Source organism: Streptomyces sp. NPDC024555 (genome assembly GCF_055559335.1).
Map to the genome: position 1 here is coordinate 281063 of NZ_JBVHKV010000002.1, position 13306 is coordinate 294368.

A 13306-nucleotide genomic window follows, 5' to 3' on the forward strand; every position below is an offset into this window, starting at 1 on the left:
CTCAGCCCAGCAGTACGTCGTCGTCGCCGAGACGCTTCAGTTCGCGATAGAGGATCGCGAGACCGGTCACGATCGCCGCGGCGGACACGGCGGCGTCGATGAGACGCAGCGTGTCGTTGTCCGAGCGGGCCAGCTTCGCCTGCTTGGCGACGCTGAGCGCACCGAAGGCGGTGGTGCCCATCGACACGTACAGCCCGGTCTTCGACTTCTTGAAGTTCTTGGCCTTCTTGGTCATGGCGCTCATAGCGACGGAGCCTCCTCAAGCAGCGGATGACCCCACTGTTCCACGAAGGCGGCCTCGACGGCGGCTCCGACCTTGTACAGCCGGTCGTCCTTCATCGCCGGGGCGATGATCTGCAGTCCGACGGGCAGGCCGTCCTCGGGGGCCAGGCCGCAGGGCAGCGACATGGCGGCGTTGCCGGCCAGGTTGGTCGGAATGGTGCACAGGTCCGCGAGGTACATCGCCATCGGGTCGTCGGCGCGCTCGCCGATCGGGAAGGCGGTGGTGGGCGTGGTCGGCGAGACGATGACGTCGACCTGCTCGAAGGCCTTCTCGAAGTCCCGCGTGATCAGCGTGCGGACCTTCTGCGCGGAGCCGTAGTACGCGTCGTAGTAGCCGGAGCTGAGCGCGTACGTGCCGAGGATGACGCGGCGCTTGACCTCGTCGCCGAAGCCGGCCTCGCGGGTGAGCGCGGTGACCTCCTCGGCGGACTTGGTGCCGTCGTCGCCGACGCGCAGGCCGTAGCGCATGGCGTCGAAGCGGGCCAGGTTCGAGGAGCACTCGGACGGGGCGATGAGGTAGTACGCCGAGAGCGCCAGGTCGAAGGAGGGGCAGTCCAGCTCGACGACGGTGGCGCCGAGCGACTTCAGCAGCTCGACGGACTCGTTGAAGCGCTGGACCACACCGGCCTGGTAGCCCTCGCCGGAGAACTGCTTCACGACGCCGACGCGCATGCCCGCGACGCTGCCGTTGCGCGCCGCCTCGACGACCGGCGGGACGGGGGCGTCGATGGACGTGGAGTCCATCGGGTCGTGGCCGCCGATGACCTCGTGCAGCAGGGCCGCGTCCAGGACCGTGCGGGCGCAGGGGCCGCCCTGGTCGAGGGAGGAGGAGAACGCCACCATGCCGTAGCGGGAGACCCCGCCGTAGGTGGGCTTCACGCCGACGGTGCCGGTGACGGCGGCGGGCTGGCGGATCGAGCCGCCGGTGTCCGTGCCGATGGCGAGCGCGGCCTCGAAGGAGGCGAGGGCGGCGGAGGAGCCGCCGCCGGAACCGCCCGGGATGCGGGTGAGGTCCCACGGGTTGCCGGTCGGGCCGTAGGCGCTGTTCTCGGTGGAGGACCCCATGGCGAACTCGTCCATGTTGGTCTTGCCGAGGATGACGACGTCGGCGGCGCGCAGCTTGCGGGTGAGCGTGGCGTCGTACGGCGGGACCCAGCCCTCGAGGATCTTCGAGCCGACCGTGGTCGGCATGTCCTTCGTAGTGAAGATGTCCTTGAGCGCGAGCGGCACCCCGGCGAGCGGGCCGAGCTTCTCGCCGGCCGCCTTCTTGGCGTCGACGGCGCGGGCCTGCGCGAGCGCACCCTCGCGGTCGAGGTGCAGGAAGGCGTGGACCTTCTCGTCGATCGCGTCGATCCGGGCGAGGTGGGCCTCGGTGACCTCGACGGCGGTGAGCTCGCCGGAGGCGATCCTCGCGGCGATCTCGGCCGCGGTGAGCTTGATGATGGTGCTGTGGTCCGTCATGGCTTTCAGTCCTCCCCCAGGATCTGCGGCACCTTGAAACGCTGCTGCTCCTGGGCCGGAGCGCCGGAGAGCGCCTGCGCGGGGGTGAGCGACGGACGGACCTCGTCCGCCCGCATGACGTTGGTCAGCGGCAGCGGGTGGGAGGTCGGCGGTACGTCTTGGTCGGCGACCTCGGAGACGCGGGCGACCGCGCCGATGATGTCGTCGAGCTGACCGGCGAAGTGATCGAGCTCTTCGCCCTTCAGCTCCAGACGCGCCAGCCGGGCGAGGTGGGCGACCTCCTCGCGCGTGATGCCAGGCATGCAGCGATCCTCAGGGTTCGGTGTGTGGTTTTGGCCCAATCCTATGGGGTCGCCGGGAGGCGGGAATCCCCCCAGGGGATTCCCGCCGGTACGTGCGGCCGACGGGCTTCCTCCGGACACGCCCTAGGTCGTCGCCGGCCGTGAGTCGACCGTCCGGCCGGAGGGGTGCTGTTCCGGTTCGGCGGCGGCCGCGGCCGCCAGTTCGGCGGGGCGGCGCCAGCCGTGCTCGCCGCGGGCCCGCAGCCAGGCGGTCATCTCCTGCGGCGGCATCGCGGCCGCCACCAGCCAGCCCTGGACCGCGTCGCAGCGCAGGTCCCGCAGGCGCTCCCAGGTCTCGTCGTCCTCGACGCCCTCCGCGACGACCAGCAGACCGAGGGAGTGGGCCAGGTCGATCGTGCAGCGGACGATCTCCGCGTCCTCCTGGTCGATGGCGAGCCGGGCCACGAACGAGCGGTCGATCTTGAGCTCGCTGACCGGCAGCCGCCGCAGGTGGACGAGGGAGGAGTAGCCCGTGCCGAAGTCGTCGAGGGACATCTTCACGCCGTGCCCGGTGAGCCCGGCCAGGGTGTCGGCGGCCCGCTGCGGGTCCTCCAGCAGCACGTGCTCCGTTATCTCCAGCTGGAGCGCTCCCGCCGGGACGCCGTGCCGGGCCAGCCGGGCGGCGACGCCCCCGGCGAAGCCGGGGGTGTGCACATCGCGCGGGGAGACGTTCACCGCGACGGGGACGAAGAGGCCCTGGGCGCGCCAGCGGGCGACCTGGGCGAGCGCCGTCTCCAGGACGTACTCGGTGAGGTGCGGCATCAGGCCGGACGATTCGGCGATGGCGATGAACTCGTCCGGGGGGACCCGGCCGCGCTCCGGGTGCACCCAGCGCACCAGCGCCTCCAGACCGGCCACCTGGCCGTCGAAGCGCACCTTGGGCTGGTAGTGCAGCTCCACCTCGCCGGCGTCCAGCGCGCGCCGCAGATCGCCGAGCAGTCCGAGCCGGTCCGGGGTGTTGCTGTCCCGCTTGGACTCGTAGACCTCCACGCCCGTGCGGTCCCGCTTGGCCTGGTACATCGCCACGTCGGCGCGGCGCAGCAGCCCCTCGGCGTCCAGCGCGTGCTCGGGGTAGACGGCGACGCCGGCGCTGGCCTCCAGGACGAGGGTGAGCCCGTCGAGGTCCAGCGGGGAGGAGAGTTCGGCGGCCAGATGGCGGGCGACGCGCTGGGCGCTGGTGGTGGAGTCGGTGGTGGGGAGCAGGACGGCGAACTCGTCGCCGCCGAGCCGGGCGGCCTCCGCGCCGCGCGGCAGGGCGAGCCGGATCCGTTCCGCTATCTGCAGGAGCAGCCGGTCGCCGGCGAGATGGCCGAGGGTGTCGTTGACCGCGCGGAAGCGGTCGAGGTCGATGAGGACGAGCCCGGCGCGGCTGCCGGTGCTCTCGGCCTCCTCCAGCGCCGTCCAGGTCCGCTCCAGCAGCCACTGGCGGTTGGGCAGCCCGGTCAGCGGGTCGCGCAGCTGCTCCTCGGCGCGGGCGCGGGCGATCCAGAGCGTGGAGTCCAGGGCGATCAGCGGCACCGCGAAGAGCGGCAGCAGGACGGGCCGGGCCATCGCGACGACGCAGATCAGCGGGGCGATGCCGAGCAGGGCGACGGCGATCAGGCCCTGGCGGAGCAGGGCGGTGCGGGCCGCCGTCGGCAGTCCGCCGGCCTGCGGGGTCCGCGCGTACCACAGCAGGACCCGGGTGACGAGGAGATAGGTGGACGCCGCGAGGAGCAGTTCCGGTACGGCGTCGATGCCCCAGTCGAGTGGCTGCCAAGGTGTCTCGACGGTCTGCACCTCGCCGAAGGCGGCCAGCACCAGGGCCGCCGCCCCCACGCCGAGGATGTCCACCGCCCCGTGCAGCAGCCCCTGCCACCAGCGGTGCCGGCGGGCCACGCCGACGAGGACGACGACGACCAGGCTGACCAGTCCGGCGGGCACCCAGCCGTAGAGCAGGAGCACGGCCAGGGTGAGGGCGGCGCCGGAGCCGGTGCCGCCCCACCAGCGGTCGCGGCCGAGGGCGACGAGATGGCCGACGACGATGCCGGTGAGGACGGCGAGCGACCAGCCCGCCGTGCCGTCGGGGAAGAGCGCGTGGCCCTCGCTGACGGCCCGGTAGAAGCCGGTGGCCAGCTGGAGGGTGGCGAGGGCCACGACGGCGAGGCCCACCCCGGGCGTGAGGCCGGCGAAACCTTGCAGCCGTGACACCGGTGCGGCGTTCTCGGTCGGTTTCATTCCGTCCCTCTCACAGCCGGCGGTGCCGATGTCACCCGTTGGTTCCGTTCCGTGCCAGCGCGCGGTCCGGCGCCGGCCCGTTGTCCGGGCCCGTCCGGGGCGCACCCGTCCACAGTAGGCCGCCGGGGGCGTCCGCGGGCAGCGGTCCGACGCTCTTGCCCGAATGCGAACCGACCGCCGCTGAGCATCTGCTATGCGCCGATCGGGTGAATCCGACGGTACGTCACAGGGCCCTCACGCTCCGGTGCGTCCGGGGCCGGCGCCCCGGGCCGGTCGCCGGACGGCGCTACCCCTCCTCGACGGGGAGGGCGGCCTCCCGCGCGGCCTCCGGTCCCTGGTCGAGCAGCACCCCGAAGCCGTCCTCGTCGAGCACGGGGACCTTCAGCTGCATCGCCTTGTCGTACTTGGAGCCGGGGTTGTCCCCGACGACGACGAAGGAGGTCTTCTTGGAGACGGAGCCGGTGACCTTCGCGCCGCGGCTCTGCAGCGCCTCTTTCGCGCCATCCCTGGTGTGTCCGGCGAGGGTGCCGGTGACGACGACGGTGAGTCCCTCCAGGGGCCTGGGCCCCTCGTCCTCGCCGCTGTGCTCGTCCTCCATGCGGACGCCGGCCTCGCGCCATTTGCGGAGGATCTCGCGGTGCCAGTCCTCGGCGAACCACTGTTTGACGGAGGCGGCGATGACCGGGCCCACCCCGTCGGCGTCGGCCAGCTCCTGCTCGGTGGCCTCGTCGATCCGGTCGACGGAGCGGAACTGGCGGGCCAGCTCCTGGGCGGCGACCGGTCCGACATGGCGGATGGAGAGCCCGTTGAGGACGCGGGCCAGCGGGGCCTGCCTGGCGGCGGCGATGGCCTCCAGCATGGCGACGGCGTTCTTCTTCGGTTCGCCCTGCTGGTTGGCGAAGACCCGGGCGATCTTCTCCTCGCCGGTCTTCGGGTCCCGCTTGGGCAGTCCGCTGTCGGTGTCCAGGACGTAGGCGCGGATGGGCAGCAGCTGCTCGACGGTCAGCCCGAAGAGGTCGCCCTCGTCGCGCAGCGGCGGTTCGGCGGGCTCCAGGGGCTGGGTGAGCGCGGCGGCGGCGACATAGCCGAAGTGGTCGATGTCGAGGCAGGCGCGGCCCGCGAGATAGGCGATCCGCTCGCGCAACTGGGCGGGGCAGGAGCGGGCGTTGGGGCAGCGGACGTCGATGTCCGCCTCCTTCATGGGCCGCAGCTCGGTCCCGCACTCGGGGCAGTGGGTGGGCATGACGAAGGCGCGCTCGGTGCCGTCGCGCAGGTCGACGACCGGACCGAGGATCTCCGGGATGACGTCCCCGGCCTTGCGGAGCACCACGGTGTCCCCGATCAGGACGCCCTTGGCCTTCACCACGTTCTGGTTGTGCAGGGTGGCGAACTCGACCTCGGATCCGGCGACTTCGACCGGCTCGACCTGGGCGTACGGGGTGACGCGGCCGGTGCGGCCGACGCCGACGCGGATGTTGACGAGCTTGGTGTTGACCTCCTCGGGGGCGTACTTCCACGCGATGGCCCAGCGCGGGGCGCGGGAGGTGGAGCCGAGCCGGCCCTGGAGGGGGATCTCGTCGAGCTTGACGACGACGCCGTCGATCTCGTGCTCCACGGAGTGCCGGTGCTCGCCGTAGTACGCGATGAACGCGCGGACGTCGGCCAGCGAGTCCACCACCTTGTTGTACTTGGCGGTGGGCAGGCCCCATTCGCGGAGCAGCTCGTAGGCGTGCGAGAGGCAGTCGATGTCGAAGCCCTCGCGGGCGCCGATGCCGTGGACCACCATGTGGAGCGGGCGGCCGGCGGTGACCTTGGGGTCCTTCTGGCGCAGCGAGCCGGCCGCCGCGTTGCGCGGATTGGCGAAGGGTTTGTCGTCGGCCTCGACCAGCCGGGCGTTGAGCCCCTCGAAGGCCTCCATCGGAAAGAAGACCTCGCCCCGGATCTCGACGAGGGCCGGGACGCGGTCGCCCTTGAGCCGGTGCGGGATGTCCGCGATGGTCCGGACGTTGGGCGTGATGTCCTCGCCGGTGCGGCCGTCGCCCCGGGTGGCGGCCCGGGTCAGCAGCCCGTTCTCGTACGTGAGGTTGACGGCGAGGCCGTCGACCTTCAGCTCGCAGAGGTAGTGGTAGTCGGTGGTGCCGGCGTCGCGGGCGATGCGCTCGCCCCAGGCGGCCAGCTCCTCGTCGTCGAAGGCGTTGTCCAGGGAGAGCATCCGCTCGCGGTGCTCGACGGAGGTGAACTCCGTGCGGTAGGGCCCGGCGACCTTCTGGGTCGGCGAGTCGGGGGTGCGCAGCTGCGGGTGCGCCTCCTCCAGGTCCTGCAGTTCGCGCATCAGCCGGTCGAACTCGGCGTCGCTGACGACCGGCTGGTCGTTCACGTAATAGCGGAACCGGTGCTCCTCGACCTGCTCGGCGAGCAGGTCGTGCCGGTCCCGTGCCTCCGCGGGCACGGGCACGTCCTGTCCGCCCGGCAGGGGGGTCTGCTGTTCGCCGGCCATCGTCCCGTCCTCCGTTACCCGATACCCCGTTACTCAGGGTTGTCCGCAAGCGATTTCGCGGCCCGGACGCAGTGGGCGAGCGCGGCGCGGGCGTACCCGGGCGAGGCGCCCGCGAGTCCGCACGCCGGGGTGATCGTCAGGGACTCGGTGAGAGTCCCCGGATTCAGCCCCAGCCTGCGCCACAGCGTCCTGACACCCATGACGCTACCGCCCGGGTCCGACAATCCGCCCGAGGCCGGGTCGGTGCCGGGCACGACCCCGAGGAAGAGCCGGGTGCCGCCCTCGACGGCCTCCCCGACCGCCTCCTCCTCACGCTCGGTGAGAAGGGAGAAGTCGAGGGAGATCCCGTCGGCTCCGGCCCGGCGCAGCAGGGCGAAGGGGACCTCGGGGGCGCAGCTGTGGACGACGGTGGCGGCGTCGCCGGCCGCGGCGAGGACGTCGCGCAGGGTGCCCTCGACGATCTGGCGGTCGACGGCGCGGTGGGTGCGGTAGCCGCTGGCGGTCCGGACCCGGCCGCGCAGGACGGCGGTGAGGGAGGGTTCGTCGAGCTGGAGGACGGGGCGGGCGCCCGGGACGCGGCGGCGCAGTTCGGCGAGGTGGCCGGTGAGTCCTTCGGCGAGGGAGGCGGCCAGGTCGCGGCAGGCCCCGGGGTCGCCGAGGACGGCCTCGCCGCCGCGGCGTTCCAGCGCGGCGGCGAGCGTCCACGGGCCGACTGCCTGCACCTTGAGCGGGCCCTCGTAGCCCTGGGTGAACTCCTCCAGCGCGTCGAGGTCCTCGCCGAGCCAGGAGCGGGCGCGGCGGGTGTCGCGGCCGGGGCGGTCGCTGATCCGCCAGCCGCTCGGCTCGACGTGTCCGTACATCTCGACGAGCAGGCCGACGCTCCGGCCGATCATGTCGGCGCCGGGTCCGCGCGCGGGGAGTTCCGGCAGGTGCGGCAGGCCGTGGCCGTCGTCGAAGGAACCGGTGACGGTCTTGGCCGCCTCCCGCGCGTCGCCGCCGGGCATCGATCCGATTCCGGTGGCCGGGCACCCGCTGAACTTGTTCGTCTCGCTCACGCGGGAAGCCTACGGCGGGCGGCGGTCCCGTACGTCAGCGGCCGGGGCGGACCGTGAGGTCGTTGACCTCGGCGTCGCGGGGCAGGTCGAGCGCCATGAGGATCGTGGTGGCGACGGACTCGGGGTCGATCCAGCGGGCGGGGTCGTAGTCCTTGCCCTCCTGCCGGTGGACCTTCTCCTGCATGGGGCTGGCGGTGCGGCCGGGGTAGACGGTGGTGACGCGGACGCCGTTGCCGTGTTCCTCGTGGCGCAGCGAGTCGGCCAGCGCCTTCAGGCCGTGCTTGCTGGCGGCGTACGCGCTCCACCCGGGGCTCGCGGAGAGTCCGGCGCCGGAGTTGACGAAGAGGACGTGGCCCTGGGCGACGCGCACCTGGGGCAGGAGCAGGCGGGTCAGTTCGGCGGGGGCGACGAGGTTGGCGTTGAGCTGGACGTGCCAGGCCTTGGGGGTGAGTTCGCCGACCGGTCCGAGTTCGACGACGCCCGCGATGTGCAGCAGCGAGTCGAGGCGGTCCGGGACGCTCTGCTGGGCGAGGGCCCAGGAGAGCCGGTCGGGGTTGGAGAGGTCGCCGACGAGCGTGCGGGCGCCGGGGTGGAGCGCGGCGAGTTCCCTGGCGCGGGCCGCGTCGCGGGCCAGCAGCACGAGGTCGTCACCGCGCTCGGTGAGGCGGCGGGCGACGGCGGCGCCGATGCCGGAACCGGCACCGGTGATGAGGTGAGTGGGCATGGCCCCATCGTCGCACCCGTCCCCCGGGCCCCGGGCACGCCCCGGTACGTCACCGCAGGCCGGCGGACTCCTCCAGATAGGCCAGGGCGCCGACGCCGTCCTCGGCGAAGAAGACCAGCTCGGTCAGCGGAAGGGGCAGGAAGCCCTCGTCCTCCATGCGCTGGAACTGGGCGTGCAGCCCGTCGTAGAAGCCCGCGGTGTTGAGCAGCACGACCGGCTTGGTGTGCTTGCCGTGCTTCTTCAGCTCCAGGATCTCGGTGGCCTCGTCGAGCGTCCCGGTGCCGCCGACCATGATCACGATGGCGTCGGACTTGGCGAGCAGGAGGGCCTTGCGCTCGGCGAGGTCGCGGGCGATCACCATCTCGTCGGCGTTCGTCCGCGCCTTGGCGGCCAGGAAGTCCACCGACACCCCGACGAGCTTCCCGCCCGCCTCCTGCACCTCGTCGGCGACGACCTTCATCAGCCCGCTCTCCGAACCGCCCCAGACGAGGGTGTGTCCACCGCGGCCGATCAGTTCGGCGAACTGGCGGGCGGGGACGGTGTAGCGGTCGTCGAGGTCGGCGGCGGAGAGGAAGACGCAGATGTTCATGGCTGCCACGGTAGAGCCCGCCGCCACCGGCCGGGCACCCGGGTCCGCACCCCCGGTGAGCTGCGGCTTCGAAGAAGTCCGGAAAATCTTCGCACGGAGCGATGAGTTTCCGCGGGCCCCGGAGTCCACCCCCGCATGGACAAGACTCTCTCCCGCGACGGCACTCTGATCGCGTACCGGCGCCGGGGCGAAGGCCCGCCGCTGATCCTGGTGGGCGGGGCGCTGGCCACCGCGGCGACCGACGCGCCGCTGGCCCGGCTGCTCGCCCCGCGCTTCGAGGTCGTCACGTACGACCGGCGCGGCCGGGGCGCCAGCGGGGACCGCGCGCCGTACGCGGTGGAGCGCGAGATCGAGGATCTGGCGGCCGTGGCGAAGGCCGTGGGCGGCCGGCCCTGTGTGTTCGGCGTCGGGGCCGGCGGCGCGCTGGCCCTGGAGGCCCAGGCGGCCGGTCTCGCGGTCGCGGGCCTCGCGGTGTACGAGCCGCCGTACACCCCGGGACCGGCGGGCCTCCTCTTCAAGGCCGACTGCACGCTCCGGCTGCACCGGCTGCTGTCGGCCTCGGACCGGGACGGCGCGGTGGAGCTGTTCCTGTCCCGGACGGGGGTCCCCGCCGACATGATCGCCAGGATGCGGAGGGCGCCGCTGTGGCGGACCCTGGAGTCCGTGGCGCACACCCTGGCGTACGACGACGCGGTGCTGGGCGACGGGACGGTTCCGGCCGGGCGGTTCGCCTCGGTGACCGCGCGGACCCTGGTGGTCTGCGGCGGTTTCAGCCCGGCGTCGGTCCGGACCTCGGCCCGGCTCCTGGCGGACGCCCTCCCCCGGGGCCGGCACCGCACGCTGACGGGCCAGACCCGCGAGCCGGCCCCGCAGGCGGTCGCCCCGGCCCTGGCGGAGTTCTTCGCCCGGGACCTGTCCGTACGCGAGGCACAGGCGTCCTGAGACCACTGCGGGCGGGGCGGGGGGCCGATGCCCCCCGCGCGGTCACGCCCGTACAGGGGTCGGGCATGACCGCGCGGGGACCCAGGGGGTGTCCGGGGCGGCCGTCAGACTCCGGCCGCCGCCCGGCGCACCGTCGAGGCGATCGTCGCCGAGCCGACCACGCGCGTCCCGTCGTACAGCACGACCGCCTGGCCGGGGGCCACGCCGCGTACCGGCTCGGTGAACGCGACACGGAGGGTTCCGTCGACGAGTTCGGCGGTCACCTCGGTCTCGCCGCCGTGGGCGCGGAGCTGGGCGGTGTACGTCCCCGGGCCGGACGGCGGCGTTCCGCACCAGCGGGGCTTGATCGCGGTCAGGGAGGTGACGTCCAGGGCCTCGGCCGGGCCGACCGTGACCGTGTTGTTCACCGGGGAGATGTCGAGGACGTAGCGCGGCTTGCCGTCGGGGGCCGGGTGGCCGATGCGCAGGCCCTTGCGCTGGCCGATGGTGAAGCCGAACGCGCCGTCGTGGGTGCCCAGCTTCGTACCCGACTCGTCGAGGATGTCGCCCTCGGCCGGGCCGCCGAGACGGCCGGCCAGGAAGCCCTGGGTGTCGCCGTCCGCGATGAAGCAGATGTCGTGGCTGTCGGGCTTCTTGGCGACCGCGAGGCCGCGGCGCTCGGCCTCGGCGCGGATCTCGTCCTTGGTGGTGAGGGTGTCGCCGAGCGGGAACATGGCGTGGGCGAGCTGGCGCTCGTCGAGGACGCCGAGCACATAGCTCTGGTCCTTGGCCATGTCGCTGGCGCGGTGCAGCTCCCGGTTGCCGTCGTCGCCGGTGACGACGGTGGCGTAGTGGCCGGTGCAGACCGCGTCGAAGCCGAGGGCCAGGGCCTTGTCGAGGAGCGCGGCGAACTTGATCTTCTCGTTGCAGCGCAGGCACGGATTGGGGGTGCGTCCGGCCTCGTACTCGGCGACGAAGTCCTCGACGACGTCCTCGCGGAAGCGTTCGGCGAGGTCCCAGACGTAGAAGGGGATGCCGATGACGTCCGCGGCACGGCGGGCGTCCCGGGAGTCCTCGATGGTGCAGCAGCCCCGGGCCCCGGTCCGGAAGGACTGCGGATTGGCCGAGAGGGCGAGGTGCACACCGGTCACGTCGTGGCCCGCCTCGGCGGCGCGGGCCGCGGCGACGGCGGAGTCGACACCGCCCGACATGGCGGCGAGCACACGGAGGGGGCGCGGGGAAGTCTCAGTCATAGCCCCACCAGGGTACGGCTCCCCGGGAACCGAAGGCTCGCGGATATGCGTTGTCGCACACATGGGGAGCAAGGGGTCTTCGGACGGCGGGTCCGGCACGTCGGCGACGGGCAGCGGCATCAGCCGGCGCGCGGTGCTGATCGGCGGTGCCGTCACGGCAGCGGGTACGGCGGTGCTGGCGCGGGACCGGCTGAAGCGGGCCTGGTGGCGGCTGCCCGGGGTGGACAAGCCGCGCACCCCGGGGGCGGTGGACTACGCGCGGGCGACCTGGACCCCGGCCGCCGGGGCGAACTGGCGCCGTGCCGACCGCCCGGACGACTACGACATCGACCGGGTCGTCGTCCATGTCACCCAGGGCAGCTTCACCAGCGCGGTCCGGGCCTTCCAGGACCCGGGGCACAAGGCCGCGGCGCACTACATCGTGCGCGGGGACGGGCATGTGACGCAGATGATCCGCGAGCTGGACGTCGCCTTCCACGCGGGCAACCGCTCGTACAACGAACGCAGCGTGGGCATCGAGCACGCGGGCTTCGTCGACCGCCCGCAGGACTTCACGGCGGCGATGTACGGGGCGTCCGCCCGGCTGACCGCGACGATATGCGCCCGGTACGACATCCCCGTCGACCGCGAGCACATCATCGGGCACGTGGAGGTGCCGGGCGCCGAGCACACGGACCCCGGGAAGCACTGGGACTGGGACCGCTATCTGAAGCTGGTCCGCGCGGCGAAGGTCTGAGGGCGCGCGGGCCCACCCGCGCCCGGGTCCGCCCGCACGCTCCGGGCGCGCGCCGGGATCAGCTCAGACCGGCCGTCCGGGCCCGTTCCACCGCCGGGCCGATCGCACGGGCCACGTCCTGCACGTCCTGCTTGGTGGAGGTGTGGCCGAGCGAGAAGCGCAGGGTGCCGCGGGCCAGGTCCGGATCGGTGCCGGTGGCCAGCAGGACGTGGCTGGGCTGTGCGATGCCGGCGGTGCAGGCGGAGCCGGTGGAGCAGGCGATGCCCTGGGCGTCCAGCAGCAGCAGGAGCGAGTCGCCCTCGCAGCCGGGGAAGGTGAAGTGGGCGTTGGCCGGGAGCCGGCCGCCGGGGGCCGGGTCGCCGCCGAGGACGGCGTCGGGGACCTGGTCCAGCACGGCCGCCACCAGGTCGTCGCGGAGTCCGCCGATCTCGCGGGCGAAGTCCTCGCGCCGGTCGGCGGCCAGCCGGCCGGCGACGGCGAAGGCCGCGATGCCGGGCACGTCCAGCGTGCCGGAGCGCACATGCCGCTCCTGCCCACCGCCGTGGAGCACCGGCACGGGCACCTGGTCACGGCCCAGCAGCAGCGCGCCGACGCCGAAGGGGCCGCCGATCTTGTGCGCGCTCACCGTCATCGCGGCGAGCCCGGAGTCGGCGAAGTCGACATCGAGCTGGCCGAACGCCTGGACCGCGTCGGCATGCATCGGGATGCCGAACTCCCGGGCGGTCCCGGCCAGTTCACGGACCGGCTGGACGGTGCCGATCTCGTTGTTGGCCCACATGACGGTGATCAGGGCGACGTCGTCGGGGTCCCGGAGCACCGCCTCGCGCAGGTCCTCGGGGCTCACCCGGCCGTAGGAGTCGACGGGGAGGTACTCGACGGTGGCGCCCTCGTGCTCGGCGAGCCAGTCGACGGCGTCCAGCACCGCGTGGTGCTCGACGGGGCTGGCCAGCACCCGGGTGCGGCGGGGGTCGGCGTCGCGGCGGGCCCAGTACAGCCCCTTCACCGCGAGGTTGTCGGCCTCGGTCCCGCCGGAGGTGAAGACCACCTCGCTGGGCCGGGCGCCGAGGGCGTCGGCGAGGGTCTCTCTGGACTCCTCGACGGTACGGCGGGCCCGGCGCCCGGCGGCGTGGAGTGAGGACGCGTTCCCGGTGGCGGCGAGCTGCGCGGTCATCGCCGCGATCGCCTCCGGAAGCATCGGCGTGGTCGCGGCGTGGTCGAGGTAAGCCATGG

At 73.2% G+C, this 13306-nt stretch carries 12 protein-coding genes; 2 read left to right on the top strand and 10 right to left on the bottom strand.

All coding sequences use genetic code 11. The features are described from left to right. Window position 1: 1 nt before the first annotated feature. From ACZ4FH_RS03860 to ACZ4FH_RS03895, 8 genes are all read right to left on the bottom strand, one after another. The gene (locus ACZ4FH_RS03860; RefSeq protein WP_143619552.1) at window positions 2-244 is read right to left on the bottom strand and encodes a hypothetical protein; all 243 of its coding nucleotides are present in this window, start codon (window positions 242-244) and stop codon (window positions 2-4) included. Beyond that, window positions 241-1743 carry an Asp-tRNA(Asn)/Glu-tRNA(Gln) amidotransferase subunit GatA gene (gene gatA, locus ACZ4FH_RS03865; RefSeq protein WP_467302021.1) on the bottom strand — a complete coding sequence of 501 codons (1503 nt, stop codon included), beginning with the start codon at window positions 1741-1743 and terminating at the stop codon, window positions 241-243. The genes ACZ4FH_RS03860 and gatA overlap by 4 nt, the downstream gene beginning before the upstream one ends. Window positions 1744-1748: 5 nt before the next feature. Further along, window positions 1749-2045: an Asp-tRNA(Asn)/Glu-tRNA(Gln) amidotransferase subunit GatC gene (gene gatC / locus ACZ4FH_RS03870; protein WP_003966094.1), complete on the bottom strand. Its 297-nt coding sequence runs from the start codon at window positions 2043-2045 to the stop codon at window positions 1749-1751. Window positions 2046-2168: 123 nt separating this feature from the next. Further along, window positions 2169-4301, bottom strand: coding sequence for a putative bifunctional diguanylate cyclase/phosphodiesterase (locus tag ACZ4FH_RS03875; protein ID WP_383635381.1), 2133 nt, complete (start codon window positions 4299-4301; stop codon window positions 2169-2171). Window positions 4302-4587: 286 nt separating this feature from the next. Then, entirely contained in the window at window positions 4588-6798 is a 2211-nt protein-coding gene (gene ligA / locus ACZ4FH_RS03880; RefSeq protein WP_467302024.1) for an NAD-dependent DNA ligase LigA, read from the bottom strand. Window positions 6799-6827: 29 nt separating this feature from the next. Continuing rightward, window positions 6828-7853, bottom strand: a complete 1026-nt coding sequence (locus ACZ4FH_RS03885; protein ID WP_467302025.1) for a methionine synthase — start codon at window positions 7851-7853, stop codon at window positions 6828-6830. 34 nt (window positions 7854-7887) lie between these two features. Continuing rightward, window positions 7888-8577 carry an SDR family oxidoreductase gene (locus ACZ4FH_RS03890; protein WP_467302026.1) on the bottom strand — a complete coding sequence of 230 codons (690 nt, stop codon included), beginning with the start codon at window positions 8575-8577 and terminating at the stop codon, window positions 7888-7890. A 49-nt stretch (window positions 8578-8626) separates the two neighbouring features. Next, a complete protein-coding gene (locus ACZ4FH_RS03895) occupies window positions 8627-9166 on the bottom strand; it encodes an LOG family protein (RefSeq protein ID WP_467302028.1) in 540 nt (179 codons plus the stop codon). 135 nt (window positions 9167-9301) lie between these two features. On the opposite strand from ACZ4FH_RS03895, the gene ACZ4FH_RS03900 reads away from it, so the two are divergent. Continuing rightward, the gene (locus ACZ4FH_RS03900; RefSeq protein WP_467302029.1) at window positions 9302-10108 is read left to right on the top strand and encodes an alpha/beta fold hydrolase; all 807 of its coding nucleotides are present in this window, start codon (window positions 9302-9304) and stop codon (window positions 10106-10108) included. A 104-nt stretch (window positions 10109-10212) separates the two neighbouring features. Here the strand turns inward: ACZ4FH_RS03900 and mnmA are convergent, their stop codons facing one another. After that, a complete protein-coding gene (gene mnmA / locus ACZ4FH_RS03905; RefSeq protein ID WP_467302031.1) occupies window positions 10213-11340 on the bottom strand; it encodes a tRNA 2-thiouridine(34) synthase MnmA in 1128 nt (375 codons plus the stop codon). Window positions 11341-11401: 61 nt separating this feature from the next. Between mnmA and ACZ4FH_RS03910 the strand changes: the two genes are divergently transcribed. After that, on the top strand, window positions 11402-12076 hold the full coding sequence (locus tag ACZ4FH_RS03910; protein WP_467302033.1) for an N-acetylmuramoyl-L-alanine amidase: 675 nt from the start codon (window positions 11402-11404) through the stop codon (window positions 12074-12076). 58 nt (window positions 12077-12134) lie between these two features. Here the strand turns inward: ACZ4FH_RS03910 and ACZ4FH_RS03915 are convergent, their stop codons facing one another. Beyond that, window positions 12135-13304, bottom strand: a complete 1170-nt coding sequence (locus ACZ4FH_RS03915) for a cysteine desulfurase family protein (RefSeq protein ID WP_467302035.1) — start codon at window positions 13302-13304, stop codon at window positions 12135-12137. Window positions 13305-13306 lie beyond the last annotated feature (2 nt).

Coding starts and splice junctions, on each gene's coding strand:
- ACZ4FH_RS03860 (WP_143619552.1), bottom strand. CDS start 244: ATGAGCGCCATGACCAAGAAGGCCAAGAACTTCAAGAAGTCGAAGACC.
- gatA (WP_467302021.1), bottom strand. CDS start 1,743: ATGACGGACCACAGCACCATCATCAAGCTCACCGCGGCCGAGATCGCC.
- gatC (WP_003966094.1), bottom strand. CDS start 2,045: ATGCCTGGCATCACGCGCGAGGAGGTCGCCCACCTCGCCCGGCTGGCG.
- ACZ4FH_RS03875 (WP_383635381.1), bottom strand. CDS start 4,301: ATGAAACCGACCGAGAACGCCGCACCGGTGTCACGGCTGCAAGGTTTC.
- ligA (WP_467302024.1), bottom strand. CDS start 6,798: ATGGCCGGCGAACAGCAGACCCCCCTGCCGGGCGGACAGGACGTGCCC.
- ACZ4FH_RS03890 (WP_467302026.1), bottom strand. CDS start 8,577: ATGCCCACTCACCTCATCACCGGTGCCGGTTCCGGCATCGGCGCCGCC.
- ACZ4FH_RS03895 (WP_467302028.1), bottom strand. CDS start 9,166: ATGAACATCTGCGTCTTCCTCTCCGCCGCCGACCTCGACGACCGCTAC.
- ACZ4FH_RS03900 (WP_467302029.1), top strand. CDS start 9,302: ATGGACAAGACTCTCTCCCGCGACGGCACTCTGATCGCGTACCGGCGC.
- mnmA (WP_467302031.1), bottom strand. CDS start 11,340: ATGACTGAGACTTCCCCGCGCCCCCTCCGTGTGCTCGCCGCCATGTCG.
- ACZ4FH_RS03910 (WP_467302033.1), top strand. CDS start 11,402: ATGGGGAGCAAGGGGTCTTCGGACGGCGGGTCCGGCACGTCGGCGACG.
- ACZ4FH_RS03915 (WP_467302035.1), bottom strand. CDS start 13,304: ATGGCTTACCTCGACCACGCCGCGACCACGCCGATGCTTCCGGAGGCG.